The organism is Myxacorys sp. (assembly GCF_059501405.1).
The window spans coordinates 1-17,090 of sequence record NZ_JCACCM010000116.1; the positions used below are offsets into that span (position 1 = coordinate 1).

15 protein-coding genes are annotated in these 17,090 nt (G+C 50.1%); 3 read left to right on the forward strand and 12 right to left on the reverse strand.

Annotation, left to right across the window (positions count from 1 at the left end; all coding sequences use genetic code 11):
• Positions 1–76: 76 nt before the first annotated feature.
• A complete protein-coding gene (locus AC5I6P_RS14940; RefSeq protein ID WP_495694567.1) occupies positions 77–979 on the reverse strand; it encodes a carbohydrate ABC transporter permease in 903 nt (300 codons plus the stop codon).
• A gap of 2 nt (positions 980–981) precedes the next feature.
• Positions 982–2,265, reverse strand: a complete 1,284-nt coding sequence (locus AC5I6P_RS14945) for an ABC transporter substrate-binding protein (protein WP_495694568.1) — start codon at positions 2,263–2,265, stop codon at positions 982–984.
• Between the two features lie 253 nt (positions 2,266–2,518).
• Between AC5I6P_RS14945 and AC5I6P_RS14950 the strand changes: the two genes are divergently transcribed.
• Positions 2,519–3,847, forward strand: a complete 1,329-nt coding sequence (locus AC5I6P_RS14950; protein WP_495694569.1) for an ABC transporter substrate-binding protein — start codon at positions 2,519–2,521, stop codon at positions 3,845–3,847.
• Between the two features lies 1 nt (position 3,848).
• On the opposite strand, the gene AC5I6P_RS14955 is transcribed toward AC5I6P_RS14950, so the two are convergent.
• Positions 3,849–4,901, reverse strand: coding sequence for a glucokinase (locus AC5I6P_RS14955; RefSeq protein ID WP_495694570.1), 1,053 nt, complete (start codon positions 4,899–4,901; stop codon positions 3,849–3,851).
• Between the two features lie 60 nt (positions 4,902–4,961).
• On the opposite strand from AC5I6P_RS14955, the gene pdxH reads away from it, so the two are divergent.
• Positions 4,962–5,603 carry a pyridoxamine 5'-phosphate oxidase gene (gene pdxH / locus AC5I6P_RS14960; protein ID WP_495694571.1) on the forward strand — a complete coding sequence of 214 codons (642 nt, stop codon included), beginning with the start codon at positions 4,962–4,964 and terminating at the stop codon, positions 5,601–5,603.
• A 183-nt stretch (positions 5,604–5,786) separates the two neighbouring features.
• The gene (locus AC5I6P_RS14965) at positions 5,787–6,176 is read left to right on the forward strand and encodes a hypothetical protein (protein ID WP_495694572.1); all 390 of its coding nucleotides are present in this window, start codon (positions 5,787–5,789) and stop codon (positions 6,174–6,176) included.
• Here the strand turns inward: AC5I6P_RS14965 and AC5I6P_RS14970 are convergent.
• From AC5I6P_RS14970 to AC5I6P_RS15010, 9 genes are all read right to left on the reverse strand, one after another.
• Positions 6,137–7,447: a glycosyltransferase family protein gene (locus AC5I6P_RS14970; RefSeq protein ID WP_495694573.1), complete on the reverse strand. Its 1,311-nt coding sequence runs from the start codon at positions 7,445–7,447 to the stop codon at positions 6,137–6,139. The genes AC5I6P_RS14965 and AC5I6P_RS14970 overlap by 40 nt on opposite strands.
• 150 nt (positions 7,448–7,597) lie before the next feature.
• On the reverse strand, positions 7,598–9,082 hold the full coding sequence (locus tag AC5I6P_RS14975; RefSeq protein WP_495694574.1) for an anthranilate synthase component I: 1,485 nt from the start codon (positions 9,080–9,082) through the stop codon (positions 7,598–7,600).
• 5 nt (positions 9,083–9,087) lie between these two features.
• Positions 9,088–10,098, reverse strand: a complete 1,011-nt coding sequence (locus AC5I6P_RS14980) for an energy-coupling factor transporter transmembrane component T family protein (RefSeq protein ID WP_495694575.1) — start codon at positions 10,096–10,098, stop codon at positions 9,088–9,090.
• Positions 10,099–10,183: 85 nt separating this feature from the next.
• Positions 10,184–11,551 (reverse strand): ribosome biogenesis GTPase Der, encoded by a 1,368-nt coding sequence (der, locus tag AC5I6P_RS14985; protein ID WP_495694576.1) that lies wholly within the window; start codon positions 11,549–11,551, stop codon positions 10,184–10,186.
• Between the two features lie 200 nt (positions 11,552–11,751).
• The gene (locus AC5I6P_RS14990; RefSeq protein WP_495694577.1) at positions 11,752–12,030 is read right to left on the reverse strand and encodes a BrnA antitoxin family protein; all 279 of its coding nucleotides are present in this window, start codon (positions 12,028–12,030) and stop codon (positions 11,752–11,754) included.
• Positions 11,993–12,268 carry a BrnT family toxin gene (locus AC5I6P_RS14995; protein ID WP_495694578.1) on the reverse strand — a complete coding sequence of 92 codons (276 nt, stop codon included), beginning with the start codon at positions 12,266–12,268 and terminating at the stop codon, positions 11,993–11,995. The genes AC5I6P_RS14990 and AC5I6P_RS14995 overlap by 38 nt, the downstream gene beginning before the upstream one ends.
• 65 nt (positions 12,269–12,333) lie before the next feature.
• Positions 12,334–15,216 (reverse strand): isoleucine--tRNA ligase, encoded by a 2,883-nt coding sequence (ileS, locus tag AC5I6P_RS15000; protein ID WP_495694579.1) that lies wholly within the window; start codon positions 15,214–15,216, stop codon positions 12,334–12,336.
• A gap of 208 nt (positions 15,217–15,424) precedes the next feature.
• The gene (locus tag AC5I6P_RS15005; RefSeq protein ID WP_495694580.1) at positions 15,425–16,399 is read right to left on the reverse strand and encodes a Ycf66 family protein; all 975 of its coding nucleotides are present in this window, start codon (positions 16,397–16,399) and stop codon (positions 15,425–15,427) included.
• A 106-nt stretch (positions 16,400–16,505) separates the two neighbouring features.
• Positions 16,506–17,042 (reverse strand): Uma2 family endonuclease, encoded by a 537-nt coding sequence (locus tag AC5I6P_RS15010; RefSeq protein WP_495694581.1) that lies wholly within the window; start codon positions 17,040–17,042, stop codon positions 16,506–16,508.
• Positions 17,043–17,090 lie beyond the last annotated feature (48 nt).

A 17,090-nucleotide genomic window follows, 5' to 3' on the forward strand; every position in this document is an offset into this window, starting at 1 on the left:
TGTAACACTCTCCAGTCCAGTATTTCATAAATTTACAGGTTTTCGGCTAGGCTCTTATTACCCGACAAGTCTAATGTTAATCTAAACTTTCTTCTCCAAAAAACTGACGCTGCACTAAGGTAGCCGTCATAATCACAAAGGCAAGCATCAAGGTTAATGCTAGGGCATATCCCATATCCAAATTTTTAAACGCATATTGATAGATGAGAAGTGCAATCGTAAGAGTGGCGTTGTTAGGTCCACCGGAACCATTGGAGAAAATATAAGATTGATCAAATAATTGAAACGTTCCAATCACACCCATGACAATCACAAAGAATGTAACCGGGCGAAGAAACGGTAAGGTGATGTGCCAAAACTTTTCCCACGTTGTTGCACCATCAATTGCCGCCGCTTCGTATAAGCTTTCTGGAATGTCTTGCAATGCAGCAAGATAAATCACCATAAACAGAGGCGCAGTCGCCCAAATATTCATGATCATGATGCCTTTAAGTGCAACTTCGGGATCGTCAAGCCAGTTGTACGTCGGTAAGCTAAAGAAACTCAGAACGCTATTGAGTAAGCCATTGGATTTGTAGATCCACATGAAAATCAGCGTTAGTACGGCTGAAGATGTGACGGTAGGTAAAAAGAAAGCGACGCGAAACCAGCTTCTACCTCTGATTTTGGCGTTGAGAGTGAGAGCCAATCCCAGCGCGAGTAGAGTTTGAATCGGAACTACGATCACGACGTATTGAACCGTATTTTGCAAGGCGATCCAGGCTCGCTCATCGTCTTGCATCCGAACAAAGTTTTTCAATCCGGTGAAGCGGTAGCTAACTTCGCCTAAAAGATTCACTTTATGAAAGGCAAGCACGATCGCATACAACACGGGCAAGGCCAGAAAGACACCCAAGATAATGATCGTCGGGGTCATAAACAAATATCCAGAAAGGGCTTCTCGAACGTTGCGTCGATTGAAAAACTTGCTTTTCAGCATGACTAATTTGATAAATAAATTTCTCGATTGGCGGTGTCCTGGGCTTTCTGCATGGCATCTTTCAGAGGTTGTTGCCCCAACAATGCGCTGACAAACTGGTTGTCAAAATTCGTCATCACTGTTGGTAGCGTTTCGCCCGACTGCCAAAGGGTGGCGTACTTTGCTCCGGCAGCAAGGGGAGCGTAAAGAGGATTGCGATCGTACCTCAGGGCTGCCGCGACCGATTTGCGAGATGGGAGCGCGAGTCCTTCGGTTGCCCAGGACTTCATTCCCTGTTTGCTGGTCAAAAATTCGATTAGTTTCCAAGCGGCATCTTTGTGTTTCGATTGACGATTCATTCCGTATCCCACGGTGAATGCCATTGTGCCTTTTTTACCACTAATGGTTGGAACTTCTGCGGTGGCGAACTTCAGATCTGGAAAGGTGTCTTTTAAATACGGAATTGCCCACGCGCCTTCGATCGCCATGGCTATCTTGCCCTGTCCAAACGCTTCGCTGTTAGAGTTTGCGCCAACATCAGAGGGTTGGGCAACGGTGCGATTAGCGCAAGGCGCAACTCCGCAGGAACCGCGACGATATTGGTCAATTACAAGCTGCAACCCTTTCACGCTGTTTGGACTGGCAAAACTGGCGTAATTCTGCTGATCGACCAAGCTTCCACCAAAGGCTTTGATCATAAATAGCTGACGCGGTAGTTCGGGGGCGACGCCCATACCATAGCAATCGGGCTTGCCATCTCGATTGGTATCGATCGTTAATAGCTTTGCATACTGGGTTAACTCAGCCCAGGTTTTCGGAGGCTGTTTGAGGTTTGCATTCTGAAACGCAGTCGTATTGTAGAAGAGTGCTAACGTCGAAAAATCTTTCGGAATGGCGTAGAGTTTTCCGTCTCGTTTAAAGGCATTGATCAGCGACGGTTCAAAATCGTTGATGTCGTAGTCTGGTTTAATGTAAGCATCGAGCGGTTCTAAGACTCCGCTTTTCATCAAGGTTGGAGCCTCAAATGCTTCTAGATAAAATACATCTGGAGCAACTTCTCCAATTAAGCGAGTTCTGATCACGTCCATATACTGGCTGTTGATCACTTCGCGTTTAACTTTAATGTTGGGATTTCTGGTCTCAAACTCGTTGATGACCTTTGCTAAGAGTTTTGATTCGTTGGGATTACTTTGCCATCCACTTAATGTAATTTCGATCGGTGCATTTGTATTGCTAGAATTTGAGCGACATGAGGAGACCAGTAAAAGCAAACCGAGACAAGTTAACCTTGCAACCTGTTTCTTCATAACAAAATTGAACTACGCCGTCAGAAGAGTAAATTCATCTTTCATAATGACTCTTGGGACTGCAACTGTGGTGGAGTGCTGACAAATGGTTATGGTTGTTCACAAATGGATCAAGTCTTTGCGCGCGATCGCTCGGAGTCGGGTATTAATTTCGTTGAGTGATGCAACTTCGCCCTCACCCCCAACTCGTCTCCTACAGAGAGAGGGGAGCCAATTCAATTCTTGTTCCTTCTCCATGTGGGAGAGGGCTAGGGTGAGGGCAACTCCTTTCAACGGAGCGATCCACATTTGCCGTTTTCTTGCCCTCTGTCTCAGTTTTCTCCTCATCGGCTGTCAACCCCAACCCACCTCTAACGTGACCCATCTGACGCTTTGGCAAGGTGTAAACCCGCCTCCAAACCGCGATGTGTTGCAAACCTTGGTGAATAAATTCAATCAGCAGCATTCGGATATTCAAGTCGAGTCACTGTATGTGGGACAAGGCGATCAGCAAATTCCTAAGATTCTGGCGGCTGTTGTTGGCAATGCTGCCCCAAATCTGTTGTGGTATGCGCCAATGATTACTGGGCAACTGGTCGAACTTGATGCGCTGAAACCCTTAGATGAATGGTTAGCAGCATCGCCACTCAAGCCAGAAGTTGATCCAGCCTTAAAAGAATCTACTCAATATCAAGGTCAAACGTGGTCGGTTCCATTTGGGACAAATAATGTTGGAATTTATTATCGTCCAAGCTTATTCAAAGCCGCAGGAATTGAAAAATTACCGAAGGATTGGAGTGAGTTTCGGCAAGTTGCAAAACAGTTGACTCGTGACACAAACGGCGATGGACGACCTGATCAGCACGGGATGCTATTGCCGCTTGGAAAAGGAGAATGGACAGTGTTTATGTGGCTGCCGTTTATGTGGAGCGGTGGCGGTGACTTGACGCCGCAAAAAACGATTCAGGCTGCCAATCCGATCAATTCAGAATCGGCTGGGCAGACAGATATTACCATCACCAATCCAGGCGCGATCGCAGCCCTGCAACTATGGCAAGACCTCATCCAAGATGGCTCTGCAATTCTCTCTCAGCCTGAACGTGGCTATGAGTTAGACAACTTTCTGGCAGGCAAAGTCGCGATGCAGCTATCTGGGCCGTGGACGCTGGGACAACTGCAAGCAAGCAAGGCTGATTTTGGTGTGCTGCCGATTCCCAAAGGCGCACAGCTAGGCACAGCAACGGGCGGTGAGAATTTGTTCATTTTCAAATCAACACCAGAGCAAGAACGCGCCGCATTTACGTTTGCCGAGTATGTGATGAGTGAAGCCTTTCAGACGGAATGGGCGATTGGGACTGGATATCTCCCGACCAACCTAAAATCGCGCGAGAGTCAAGCCTACCGGGACTTTAAAGCAAAACAGCCTGCGGTGGATGTGTTTCTGAGCCAAGCGAAATATGGGCGATCGCGTCCGATTTTTCCGGGCTACAACCGGATTTCGGATAACTTAGGACGGGCGATCGAGGCGACGTTACTAAATCGCAAATCTCCGCAAGAAGCGCTGTCGGAGTCTCAACAACGCCTCGATTTAATCTTTAAGTAGACTACAGCCTAGAGGCACAAAGAGCAGCTCCGATCAGTCCAACTTGAGGATTCAACACCACATGAACCGGGACTCGCTCCATCAGTCCAGCCATCCGTCCTTTATGAGTAAAGGCGTAGAGAAAACTGCCTTCCTTGATTAATGGAAGATTTTTAGCCGCGATGCCACCCGCGATATAAACGCCGCCATACGGCAACAGCTTCAGCGCTAGATTACCCGCCTCTGCGCCATAGGCTTCGACAAACATCTGCATCGTTTTGACGGACAAGCGATCGCTGCCTTCTAACGCGGCTTGAGAAATTGCCGCCGCCGGATCTGCGCTTTTCTCACTGCGCCCCGCTTGTGACTCCCACTCTCGAACCACATTACCGACTTCGGGAGATTCTGTTGCGAAGTTGCGATCGCGCAAAAACTGATAGATCGCCACAATTCCTTGACCTGACACCACGCGTTCTACCGAAATCCGCTCAATATTATTTTTATCTAATAAGTAGGCCGCCAATTGAAACTCTAATTCTGTTTTGGGAGCAAAATCGGCGTGTCCCCCTTCAGAACTCAAGACCTGATAGGTTTCTCCCGTGTGAACCAGAAAACATTGACCTAATCCTGTGCCTGCGCCAATCACAGCAATTGGGGCATTTTTCTCAGGTTTGCCCACTTGCAGCGTATGCATATCTGGCTCGCTCAAGCCCAACACACCATAGCCGACTGCGGCAAAATCGTTGATTAATGCCACCTTTGAAATGGCGAGTTCTTCTGAAACTAGATCCGCGTCGATTGTCCAGGTGAGATTGGTGAGTTTAGACTTGTTGTTGAGGATGGGGCCCGCGATCGCGAAGCAGGCTTTTTCGGGTGCAAACGGCTCTCCTAACTCTTGCTCAGCGGCTTTTAGAAAGGTCTTCACCATCGGCTCTAAGCCCAGGAAATCGTGGCTTGAATAGCGCACCTCATACAACGGCTCTAGCGCCGCTTCTTGATCTGCGCCGGGGGCAGCCTTGACCAAGCGTAAAATGGTTTTTGTGCCACCGATATCACCAGCAAGTAGCAGCGTCATAACTTCAACACTCCGAGCAAATACAATAAACTACAGTGCAACTAGAACCCAAGTGCAGGCATGGATATTTCAATAGCCGATCTTAGACAAGATTACACACTCCAGGCACTTACCGAGAGTGAGATTGATCTCGATCCATTTAAGCAATTCCAAATCTGGTTTGATCAGGCAGTGCAGTCGGATCTGCCAGAACCGAATGCGATGACCGTTGCAACTGCGAGTCGAGATGGCATTCCCTCGGCGCGAATTGTGCTGCTGAAAGGGTTTGACGATCGCGGATTTGTGTTCTACACCAACTACAACAGCGACAAAGGCAAACAGCTTGTTGAGAATCCAAACGCTGCGATCGTGTTTTTCTGGAAAGAACTGGAACGCCAAGTTCGGATTGTGGGAACCGTTGAAAAAATTGCGGCAGAAGAGTCGGACGCTTACTTTCACAGTCGTCCCGTGGGTAGCCAGCTTGGGGCTTGGGCATCTGAGCAAAGTGACGTGATTCGCGATCGCGCCATTTTAGAACAGCGATTAGAACAACTTAAAACCCAATACGAACACAAAGAGATCCCCCGTCCGCCGCACTGGGGAGGCTTTCGGGTAAGACCAACTGAGATCGAATTTTGGCAAGGACGCTCGAACCGATTACACGATCGACTACGCTATCGTCGCGATAAAAATCAGTGGATCATCGAACGCTTATCGCCCTAATTTGGGCCAAAGCTCTTGTCCCCTCTCCCACAGAAGATGGTTAAGGTGAAGGCACTACTATTAAATTCTAAATTCACTTAAATTCACTGCTATTAGATTAGGGTGAGGACACTACTGTTACGAATTGCAAACCAGCTTGTCTAGCTTGTTACAATATTTTTCAACCCTTGACTTACCATTTCTATGACCACGCTCGATCTGGGTCTCTTCGCACTCAACATTGACGCAACCGAAATTGCGGGAGCCGGATTGTGGTCGCTGGCACTCTATCTAGGGTTTTCACCCGTTGGGGATTGGGTCACTCATCAGTTGAGTCGCTGGTTCAATTACGCCGAGCGGTCGCTCTACACCTCTGAGCAAGAATTTGAGCGAACTCGCCCTGCCAGAGAATCTCAAAATGCCTTCTACGCCTCAATTTTAAGCATTCTACCGTTTCTCGGTGTTGGCACACTCTGTAGCCTTGGCGTCGAGTTGAGCTTGGGCCAAAGTTGGGCCATCAGTGTTGGAATTGTTGCCTGTATGGGCTGTGGCATCTACGAGCTAGGACGCCGCGACGGGCGATCTTCAGAATGATCCCCGTCAAACGTGCTGATCTCCTCTTGAACCATCTCCGCTAATTTCCTCGCGGCTCCTGGCGCTCCTCGTAGCCGCCGTAGGTCTTCCTGCATCGCTTTTAGCTTTTCTGGATGGTCGAGATAATCGATCACTAACGCCGCTACATCTTTCGCTTGAAGCTTTCCCACGAGTTCGGGCACAATCATTTTTTTCGCCCAAATATTAGGCCAAGCCAGTAATCCTAGCCTCTTCAACGCCAGCCCATTCACAATCTTGGCGAAACTAGAGCCAACCCCTGGCAAGTTCACCAGCAGTCCGGGCAACCCGTCCCACGATCGCATGGCGTCAAGTTGCTGCGTCGGCAGAAGAACAACCATCGGCACGGCGAGGGAACCTAATTCTGCCGTGTTGGCGCCAACGGTCGTAAGGCAGAGAGAACATTGAGATAGCACCTCATAGGCTGGGACTCGCTCTACTGGATTGACCTTGACCTCGATAGAAACGCCATTTTGGGTTTCGAGATGGGCATGACCTGTTTCAGATTGAATCAGCTTTAGAGAAATGTTGCCCATCAAAGGCACGACTGGATTTTGAGCCGGATCGCCATATTGAGCCAAGGTCGGCAAATCCAACGTCGGGGCAACGGGCACGATAAACTGCGCGTCGGGGCGTTGAGCGTGAATGCATTCTGCGATCGCGGCTAAAAAAGGAACGCCTTGAGAGAGCTTGGCGGGTTTAGAACCAGGAAGCAGACCAATGAGCGGAGTAGAAGAACTGGAAGCCTCTGATCGCGCGTAGGCTCCGACTTCTGCCATTAAGTCACCGACAACGGTTAGCTTGTGGGCGTACTGTTGGGGAGCGCGATCGACAATTTCAGAGCGCATTACCGCAAAGCGATCGATCCAGCGATGCCAGCGGGCTTCCCACTCGGCGTAAATCACGGTGCGATAGCCTAAGCGCTTGCCAATCACAACCGGAAAGAACTGGTCGCCGCCAAGGAAGATGACGACCCCGCGATCGCGCCACTCCCAATCCTCCGCTGTCTTCCCAAATAACAAAAAGGGAAAGAATTTATCGGCGGCTTGAACGCGATCGACTTCAGGATAACTTCTCGCAATGTCGGCTTCTTGCCCGCTTGCATTAGGACATGGCGACAGAATAACCGAGATTCGCACCGCATCGTGATCGCTCCCCAAGACCGCACGCAACTCTCGCACCACAGGCTTGACCCAAGTTGCCAGTTCTCCAGGAGCATTGGAGAGAATTAGAATGTCGATCTCATGAGCCATAGTTAAGACGTAGAAGTGAATCAAAAGGCTGCGATCGCCCTACTAGACCATCACTAGACCATCAAGAGTATGAGACTGTCACACTGAATCTAGAGTTTCAAGCGAGTATATAGCCGATTATCTGTCCTGCTGCGATCGGGTGAAATTCTCTCAGCTAGATATCAGGTTCGACATCGCTAACTCTAGCGCCTGCAATTGGGCTTGAGCTTTGTGTAACGACTCATGCCACTCTCGTTCAGGATCGCTATCGGCAACAATGCCTGCACCGACTTGCCCCCAGACTCTTGCAGCCGTGTGACCAGGCGGTTGGGCGTAGAGCAGCGTTCTAATTAGAATGTTGAGATCAAGGTAGCCGCGCCAATCTAAGTAGCCGCACGAGCCGTAAAACAAATTGCGGCGGACGGGTTCCAGTTCCTCGATGATTTCCATACAGCGGACTTTTGGACACCCTGTAATCGTTCCGCCAGGAAACAACGCCCGAATCAGATCGACGGCATTCACATCGGAGCGGAGTTTACCTTTAACATTGCTGACTAAATGCATCACATGACTGTAGCGCTCGATCGCTAGCAGTTCATCGACAGCAACTGATCCCCATTCACACACCCGTCCTAAATCATTGCGTTCTAAATCAACCAGCATGATATGTTCGGCTAGTTCTTTGCTGTTGCTGAGCAGTTCTGCGGCAAGCTGCTGATCTTGCTCTGGTGAATGCCCCCGCGATCGCGTTCCTGCGATCGGGCGAGTTTGAGCCATGCCATCTCTAGAATGAACCAATCGCTCGGGAGAACAGCTAATCATCGCGCCCCAAGGCGTCTTCCAATAACTCGCAAAGGGAGAAGGATTGATTTGTTGTAGCGATCGATAGATTGACCAACTCTCTGCCGTGGTTTCAACTTCAAATCGCAGCGACAAATTCGCCTGAAAAATGTCACCCGCTTCGATGTATTGCTTTGCCTTGAGAACGATCGCTTCGTGCTGAACTTGAGACAGTTGAAACTGGGGTGCTTGAGATACTTGAAACTGCGGTGTCAGCGCCGAAGGAGCAGCCATAGAGACCACGATCGAATCAGTTTCTAACTGTTGCTCCATCCGATCGATTTGATCTGGAGTTGTTGCCGCTAACCAAAGGGTTTGCTGTTCGTGATCTAAAACAGCAAAACATTCTGGTTCATACCAATATGAGATCGGGAACGGCAACAGATCAGGATTCACATAAGGCAATCGCTCAATTTCCCAAGCGACATCGTAGCCGAGCCAGCCGAGCCAACCTCCAGTAAACGGGAGCGACGCCGTTGCTTCAACGTTGCGTTCAGCATTTGAAGCAGCCTGCGATATTAGACGGTTTAGAAAGGGCAACACCTCCCCGATCGCAGGTGTCCACAGTTGAGGCTGACCATCGATGCACCGGGGCGAACCTGCACAAATCGAATACCGTCCTAACTGTGGATAATCGGGCGATGGAGGATAAGGACTTTCAAGTAGGGTTGCGATTGCTCCGCAAGCTTCCGAAGGAATCGCCTGATTCAAAAACAAAGCTGCAAACACCTGCGATCCAGTCCGATGGTTGAGAGGGCGCGATCGCCAGTGCCAAGCCGAAACGGAATGAATGGGTCGTGAAGGAAGAGTATTCATGCCGATCATCCGCTTCCAATCTGCCCGAAACCGACTCTCGCTGCCCACAGCACGCCCAATACGCCCAGCGCTACCCAGTCATAGCGACCAATCTTGAGATCATGCCACGGAACCCGATGGCGATTCGGGCTTGTAAACCCGCGTACCTTCATCGCGCTCGCAATTTGTTCGGCTCGCAGGAGAAGATTTTCGAGCAACCGCTCGGCCACTAGCATCCAAATTTGCGCCGACCGCCGCAATCCCAGTTTGCGCCAGTTAATGGCACGAGTTTGAATGGAGCGCACCAGGTTTTGAAACTCTTCCAGGACAAGCGGAATGAAGCGCAAAGACAAGGTTAACGTCAGTGCAATTTCAGTGACCGGAACATTAAATCGTCGCAACGGACTCATCAAATCTTCCAATCCTGCGGTCACTTCTTCGGGCGCAGTGGTCAGCAGATACAACGTCGTACTGTAGATCAGCGTAAACAAGAGCGTACTAATGCGGATGGCGAGGTCGAGCGATCGCCGCGACACGGTCAACAGTCCCCGCTGAAATACGATGTAACTATAGCTCGTCGGCTGGGGCAGATCAGGGCGTTTGAGCTTTGCCACTGCTGCCTGCCGAGCTGGATCAGGTTTTTGCCCAAAGTTTAAGGGATTGTACCAGGCAGGACTCGGCGTTGCGGGTAGAGGAGTACTGGCTTGCTGAGTGAAAGCCAATTCGTTCGGGGGTAAACGGGGCTGGTTATCCACTCCTAAACCGTCTGGAGCGATCGCAACCAAGGCAAACACATAAACTGCTAAAAACAACAGCCAGCCCATCTGCTGACGCCAGATTCGCAGCGGAATGCGGGCCGCCAAAGTCAGCAAAATCAGCACCGCCACCAAGATCAGTCGCCAAGTTGCTGTTGCTAGCAAGGGAGCCACTAGAAAGCTCATCAGCCAAGCCAACTTGACTCGCGGATCGAGGCGGTGAAGCCAAGTCACTGGGTTTTCGAGATACAGACCGAGGGGCAGCGATCGTAGTAAATCCATTAGAGCAGGGATGAGGGATGAGAGTATGTCAGCGTTGCCGTGAGGCGTCCTTCCTCGCGGAGCGGGTCGAAGAGTCCCTCATCCCTTATTTAACCTTGGTTGCACGATTTACCGAACTGTTCCGCTCAAAATCGCGGAGTTTCTTACCTCGCCACATCAGGCGAATCGGAGTGCCCTCAAACCCTAATGCTTTACGAAACTGACGTTCCATATAGCGGCGGTAGTTGTCGCCAAATAGTTTTGGATCGTTGACAAACAGCGCGATCGCGGGCGGCCCAGAACTGACTTGCGTTCCGTAGTAAATCTTGCCTTGACGACCTTGGCGGGTGGTCGGAGGCGAGTACCATTTTGTGGCTTCCTCAATGACTTCATTAATCACAGAGGTAGAAACGCGCCGCTTATGCTGTTCAGCAGCAGTATTGATTAAGTCAAAAATCTTTTCAACGCGCTGTCCGGTTTGGGCGCTGATGAAAATGATATTCGACCATTCCACGAAGTACAGCCGACTTCGTAACGTTTGCTCGAATTCGTAGATCGTGTGGGAATCTTTTTCGACTGCATCCCATTTGTTGACGACGACAACACAGGCGCGTCCATCATCGGCAATGCGCCCAGTGAGCTTCTGATCTTGCTCGGTAACGCCATCGAGTGCATCAATTACCAGCAGCACGACATCCGATCGCTCGATCGCTCTGAAAGCTCGGTTAATGCCAAAGAATTCGGGGCCGTATTCAACGTTCTTTTTCTTGCGGATTCCAGCCGTGTCGATCAACCGATAGGTTTTGTCCCCTCGCTCGACCAACATATCGATCGCGTCTCGCGTTGTGCCAGAAATCGGACTGACGATCGAGCGCTCTTCGCCCACAAAGGCATTGAGCAAGCTAGATTTGCCGACGTTTGGACGACCCGCGATCGCAACTCGAATTTCTGAATCTTCTTCTGACTCGTCGTACGCGGGTAAATATTCTACTAACGCATCGAGCAAATCTCCGGTTCCATTGCCATGAATGCCCGATACGGCATACGGTTCGCCGAGTCCTAGCGACCAAAATTCAGCCGCTTGAGCCATGCCTTGATCCACCGATTCGCATTTGTTGACCGCCAACAGTACGGGAACAGACTGTTCTCGCAGCCATTGAGCAATCTCTTCGTCTGCGCCGTTTAGCCCTTGCTGACCATCGACGACGAAAATAGCGGCTTTAGACTCTGACAAGGCTAACATCGCCTGTTGACGAATGAGCGGCAAAAATTCAGTATCATCGCCAAACACGAGTCCGCCCGTATCGACGACAAGAAACTCGCGATCGCGCCAAAAGGCTTTTTTGTAGAGGCGATCGCGGGTGACGCCCGGTTCGTCATACACGATCGCGTCCTGCACTTGTGACAAGCGATTCATGAGGGTTGATTTTCCCACATTGGGACGACCAATGATGGCAACGATCGGTAAGGCCATAAATTTGAGAAGGAATGAAGAAAATAAGCAATGCGCGTTTTGTCGCATCCTGCTTCTAGCAGAGTCTCATTGTAGCGAGTTTGGCTCTCTATCTGTTGAAAAATCTGATCAAGAACTATTCTTAATTGGCGATTCTGGATAGCATGGATTATGGATTATGGCACTGTAACTAATCCTCGCCTTGAAATGCAGCACTGGGGCTATTGATCGTGCGCTTCCATATAGGCTCGCAGCAATTGATTAATCTGGGTTTGATAGCCTCGCCCCTGAGACTTAAACCACTCTAGTACATCATTGTCAATGCCGAGCGTAACTTGAGTTTTGGATTTTGCAATGGGTAAACCACGTCGCACCACCGCTTTCGCAAACATTTCCGGCGTAACTTCTGGACAATCTGATAAATCAATATCTTCATCTGCCATTGCATCTAGGCGCTGCCAGTCAGTTTGAGAGTTGCTCGAAGTAGACTCGTTGTTCATATTTCGTTGCCTTTCTTGCAGAAATAATACGGGTACAATCCTCACGTTCCGTATGGACAACAGCAATCACTTGCCCTTGCAACAAACCGAATGTGACAAAACGCAGCTCCCCATAACTGTAGCGATCGTCCTCGACGGTCAAAATGTCGCCATCAAATATGGCTGGGACATCGGTAAAGTCGATCCCGTGCTTACGAAGGTTGGCAAAACGTTTTGCTTCATCCCAATCGTATTCCATGATTGAACGACAGCTACAATAACCGATTGTAGTTACAAAATGTTGTTGCAGCTATCCCTTATCTATTAGAACTTGTCGGATAAGGCGGGGATGCAGCGATCACAGAGCAACGGATGCTCAACCGACTTGCCGACATGGGTGGAATAGTTCCAGCAGCGATCGCACTTCTCGCCATCTGCATCGACGACGCCAATCCCTAGCGCTTCGGTTCGCACCGCATACTTCACGCCTTCAAGCTGATCAGCCGAATCAAGTAGCTCCACCTGCGATGTCAGGAAGAGATATCGCAACTCATCGACTCGATTACCGCTCAAACTGTCTGCCGGATTAAAGGCTTGCAGTTTTTGCCGCAGACCAGAATCTGCCACAAATAGCAGCAGTTTGGCTTCCAGCGAAGACCCGATCGTCTTCTCGGTTCGGGCTTGCTCTAGCACTCGGTTGACTTCGGCGCGGATCTGTCTCAGCTTCTCCCACTGGGCTTTGAGTTCGGGCTGTTTCCACTGTTCATCCAGCGTGACCCATCCCGCTTCAAACACGGACTTGTGAGGCGTAGAGTAGGGCAGATATTGCCAGATGTCTTCTGCCATGTGAGACAGGACGGGCGCGATCGCTTTTGCCAAATTTTCTAGCGCGATCGCTAACACCGTCTGACAACTGCGACGCCGAGCCGCATTCTCCGAACTGATGTAGAGCCGATCTTTGGCGATGTCTAAATAGAAATTAGACAGGTCAACCGCACAGAAATTCTGGATCGTTTGAAAGAATCGGAAGAATTGGAAACTTTCAAACGAGTCTTGAACTTCCTCGAATACTTCTGTGATGCGGTGCAGCATATAGCGATCGAGTTCCGGCAATTGCTCATACGTCACCGCGTGTTTTGCTGGATCGAAGTCATGCAAATTGCCGATCAAAAATCGCGCTGTGTTGCGGATTTTGCGATAGACATCCGACATCTGCTTGAGGATGTTTTTTCCGATCGGAACATCATTGGTGTAATCCACCGATGAAACCCACAACCGTAGAATGTCTGCCCCGTAGGGTGGTTCTTCTTTCTGGTTCTTGCCGCCTTCGATGACAATCATTGGATCGACAACGTTACCCAAGGATTTACTTTGCTTTCGTCCTTGCTCATCTAGGGTAAAGCCATGAGTGAGTACGGTCTTGTAGGGAGCATGACCATTGACGGCAATGCTGGTCAGTAGGCTGGATTGGAACCAACCTCTGTGTTGGTCGGAGCCTTCTAAATATAAGTCGGCCGGATAGTGCAGGTTTTCTCGTTGTTGGAGGACAGCTGACCACGACGAACCAGAGTCGAACCAAACATCCATCGTGTCGGTTCCTTTGCGGTACTTGCGTCCGTGATATTTGGCGGGCAATAGGTCTTCGATCGCAAGTTCCCACCACGCATCGGAGCCTTTTTGGGCGACGATCGCTTGGACATGCGCGATCGTTTCCTCGTTTAATAACGGCTCATTGGTTTCTTCGTCATAAAACACGGGGATTGGCACGCCCCAACTGCGCTGACGAGAGATACACCAGTCAGATCGCTCCGCAACCATTGAGGTGATGCGGTTTTCGCCCTGTTCAGGAATCCATTTGACGCCTGCGATCGCACTTAACGCTTCGTCCCGGAATCCTTCAACCGAGGCAAACCACTGTTCCGTCGCCCTGAAGATCGTCGGTTTCTTGGTGCGCCAATCGTAGGGGTATTTGTGAACATAGGGTTCTTCTTTGAGAAGGGAACCTGTGGCAGCGATCGCGTCGATCACGGCGGTATTGCCATCACCTAAGACATTTAGACCTTGGAACTGACCCGCTTCTTCGGTAAAGTTGCCGTTATCATCCACAGGCGCGAGGATCGGTAAGCCATAGCGCTGTCCGACTTGATAGTCTTCCTGTCCATGACCAGGAGCGGTGTGAACTAAGCCTGTACCCGATTCAGTCGTGACATAATCGCCGCCGATCACAATCTCACTAGTGCGATCGTAGAGGGGATGTTTGTAGCTGCAATGCTCAAGCAAGCGTCCCATCATCGTAGCTTTCACGTCCAGTGTAGTTCCGAAGGTTTCAGCTAAGCGATCGACGAGATCTTTCGCCACGATCAGGTACTTAAACCGTCCAGGCGCATTCTCTCCGACCTCAACCACGGCATACACGAGGTCAGGATTCACACTCACTGCTAGATTGGCGGGAAGTGTCCAAGGCGTTGTCGTCCAGATAGCAACGCCCAACTCGCCTAAAAAGGGATCAAGCGCGGTCATCAGGTCGTTCGACAGACTTTTGACTTCAAACGCGGCAAACAAACTGCGAGAGGTGTGACCTTCGGGATATTCCAGCTCTGCTTCTGCCAGCGCCGTCTTAGAACTCGGACTCCAATGGACAGGTTTTAAGCCACGGTAGATATATTTTTTCAGAACCATCTGTCCAAATACACCAATTTGCGCGGCTTCGTATTCGGGCTTGAGGGTGAGATAGGGCTGTTGCCAATCTCCCCAGATTCCGTAGCGTTTGAAGCTCTGTAACTGCTGTTCTACCGCCGCTAAGGCATATTCTTTTGCCTTTTGCCGCAAGCTAATCGGGGTTAACTGCCTGCGCTCTTCGGGTTTGAGGGTTTGCAGCACCTTCAGTTCGATTGGCAAGCCGTGACAGTCCCATCCGGCAACGTAGCGAACCTTGCGTCCCTGCAACAGTTGGTATTTGTTGATGATGTCTTTGAGGATTTTGTTGAGCGCGTGCCCAATGTGCAGCGCTCCGTTGGCGTAGGGAGGGCCGTCATGCAAAATAAACAGGTCGCCAGGATTGTTCTGAGACAACTTTTCGTAAATTTCTTGCTCTGCCCAAAACTGTTGTAGCTCTGGTTCGCGTTTGACAGCGTTGGCTCGCATATCAAACTTGGTTTTCGGCAGATTAACGGTGTCTTTGTACGATCCTGGTTCTGTCGGAGACATATCAATAAGGGATGAGGGAGGGTAATGCCCCGCTTGCGCGAGGAGGACGAGGGATGAAGGAGGATGGAATGGCCCCCTTATCGGTTGAGGAAGCTATTGGTTTATTTTGGCAGTAAATCAAGAACGGATGCAGCAGAATTTTTGTTTCCGCTGCATCCGTTTCTGGTCTGATTGATAGTTTACTTCAAGAAAGGCTGGGTCGTTTCGGCTAGGAATTTGCAGAGGAGCCTTCTGTCGGTGGAGGATCGGCAGGAAGGTCTTTCTCGGCGGCGTCTTCTATAGCGGCTTCCACTAAATCGGGGGAAGGAGGATGAGGGGGAACAGGTTCCTCGGCGCGAGTTGCTTCGTATTCCATTTCTTCTTGCACAATCTCGTCAGATGGAAGATCAGAGTCGGATGCGCCGGGTTGATTGACGGGTACTGTTTTAGCTTCGACGGCTTCCTCGGTCACGATCGCGTCTGTTTCGTAACCACTTACTGTCTTATCGCCTGCTGTTACTGTCTCATCGCCTGCTGTTACCGTCTCATTGTCTGTTGTGACAGTTGGAGTTGCTTCTTCCCGAAACTCTTTGCGGACATAGACTTCTGTATTTTTTTGCGGCTTCTTGAATAAACCGCCGATCGTTTGACCAATCCCTGCGATCGCTCCTCCTATATCGGGCTTCGCTGCGGTTGGCTGTGCCTCAGTTGCACTCGATTGGGTGCTTGTTTCAACAGTCGGAGTGGGGTTGCCGAAATCTTCTCGCGTCAGCGGCTTGTAAGGTTCAGCCGTTGCTGTTCCTGGAGTGGATGCTGCATCTGATTTGCTGCCGACCATTGTTTGAACTTGGTTGGCAAGACCCGAAACCTGCTGTTTCATCTGACCAAAAATGCGATTTCGGTTCTCAGGTTGGAGCGCTTCACCAACTTTAGACTTTAATTCTTCTGTGCTGGGGGTGTGTCCTAGGCGGGCATCCAATGTTTGCCAAGCGAACCAGCCAATCAACGAAGTGCTTGCTATCTGTCCAAGCAGCACGCCGCCCGTGATGCGATCGCCGCACACCAACAGCACCAGCGCATAAAACAGTCCAACCCCGCTCCAAATCAAATCATTTTTGCGGTAGACCTCTGGATAGAGAAAGCCCGACAGATACAGTGCGAAGCTGCCCAGTCCAACCAATAAAGCTAAAAGAAATGTCAGCATAGCGCTGCTCCCTAACTGTGACCGAATTGCTTTCTTAACTCTACCGCTTGGGCTGCACTTGAGAGGTATGGTTTCCTCGATTCGGTCGATTCGATTAAGTTGTGTATCACCAAATCCGTGCCAGATTGAGAGCAAAGCCCGGTAATTCAGGATCGCAGCTTACCGTTTTAGGGTCGTTCAGTAGTTCAGGGGGGCGATCCGGTCGATAAAGGTGAACGGTGCGATTTTTGCGATCAATTAACAATCCCAGTCGCGCACCGTTGTCAATATATTCCTGCATTTTGGTTTGCAATTCAGCTAGGCTGTCACTGAAGGAGCGAAGTTCGACCACAAAATCAGGACAGATGGGGGCAAAAGACGCTTTTTGCTGCTCAGATAATGCATTCCAGCGCTCTAACGTCATCCAAGCGGCATCGGGTGATCGAACCGCTTGATTAGGAAGCGTAAAGCCTGCGCTAGAGTCAAATCCTATTCCTGTCCCTGATTGATCAGTCCACTCTCCTAGCTGAACGGCAATATTACAGTTACGATTGCCCACCTCAGAAAAAGCAGGGGGCATGATAATCACATCACCATTTGCACATCGTTCAATTCGTAAGTCACGATTTGCTAAACAAAAGGCATAGAATTGCTCGTCGTTCATCTACATGACCCAAGGCAAGTGAACAGCGAGAGGAATGCTGGCAGCTTG

Bases quoted from the DNA above. Each gene is read 5' to 3' on its own strand.
- AC5I6P_RS14940 (WP_495694567.1), bottom strand. From the start codon at position 979: ATGCTGAAAAGCAAGTTTTTCAATCGACGCAACGTTCGAGAAGCCCTT.
- AC5I6P_RS14945 (WP_495694568.1), bottom strand. From the start codon at position 2,265: ATGAAGAAACAGGTTGCAAGGTTAACTTGTCTCGGTTTGCTTTTACTG.
- AC5I6P_RS14955 (WP_495694570.1), bottom strand. From the start codon at position 4,901: ATGACGCTGCTACTTGCTGGTGATATCGGTGGCACAAAAACCATTTTA.
- pdxH (WP_495694571.1), top strand. From the start codon at position 4,962: ATGGATATTTCAATAGCCGATCTTAGACAAGATTACACACTCCAGGCA.
- AC5I6P_RS14965 (WP_495694572.1), top strand. From the start codon at position 5,787: ATGACCACGCTCGATCTGGGTCTCTTCGCACTCAACATTGACGCAACC.
- AC5I6P_RS14970 (WP_495694573.1), bottom strand. From the start codon at position 7,447: ATGGCTCATGAGATCGACATTCTAATTCTCTCCAATGCTCCTGGAGAA.
- AC5I6P_RS14975 (WP_495694574.1), bottom strand. From the start codon at position 9,082: ATGAATACTCTTCCTTCACGACCCATTCATTCCGTTTCGGCTTGGCAC.
- AC5I6P_RS14980 (WP_495694575.1), bottom strand. From the start codon at position 10,098: ATGGATTTACTACGATCGCTGCCCCTCGGTCTGTATCTCGAAAACCCA.
- der (WP_495694576.1), bottom strand. From the start codon at position 11,551: ATGGCCTTACCGATCGTTGCCATCATTGGTCGTCCCAATGTGGGAAAA.
- AC5I6P_RS14990 (WP_495694577.1), bottom strand. From the start codon at position 12,030: ATGAACAACGAGTCTACTTCGAGCAACTCTCAAACTGACTGGCAGCGC.
- AC5I6P_RS14995 (WP_495694578.1), bottom strand. From the start codon at position 12,268: ATGGAATACGATTGGGATGAAGCAAAACGTTTTGCCAACCTTCGTAAG.
- ileS (WP_495694579.1), bottom strand. From the start codon at position 15,216: ATGTCTCCGACAGAACCAGGATCGTACAAAGACACCGTTAATCTGCCG.
- AC5I6P_RS15005 (WP_495694580.1), bottom strand. From the start codon at position 16,399: ATGCTGACATTTCTTTTAGCTTTATTGGTTGGACTGGGCAGCTTCGCA.
- AC5I6P_RS15010 (WP_495694581.1), bottom strand. From the start codon at position 17,042: ATGAACGACGAGCAATTCTATGCCTTTTGTTTAGCAAATCGTGACTTA.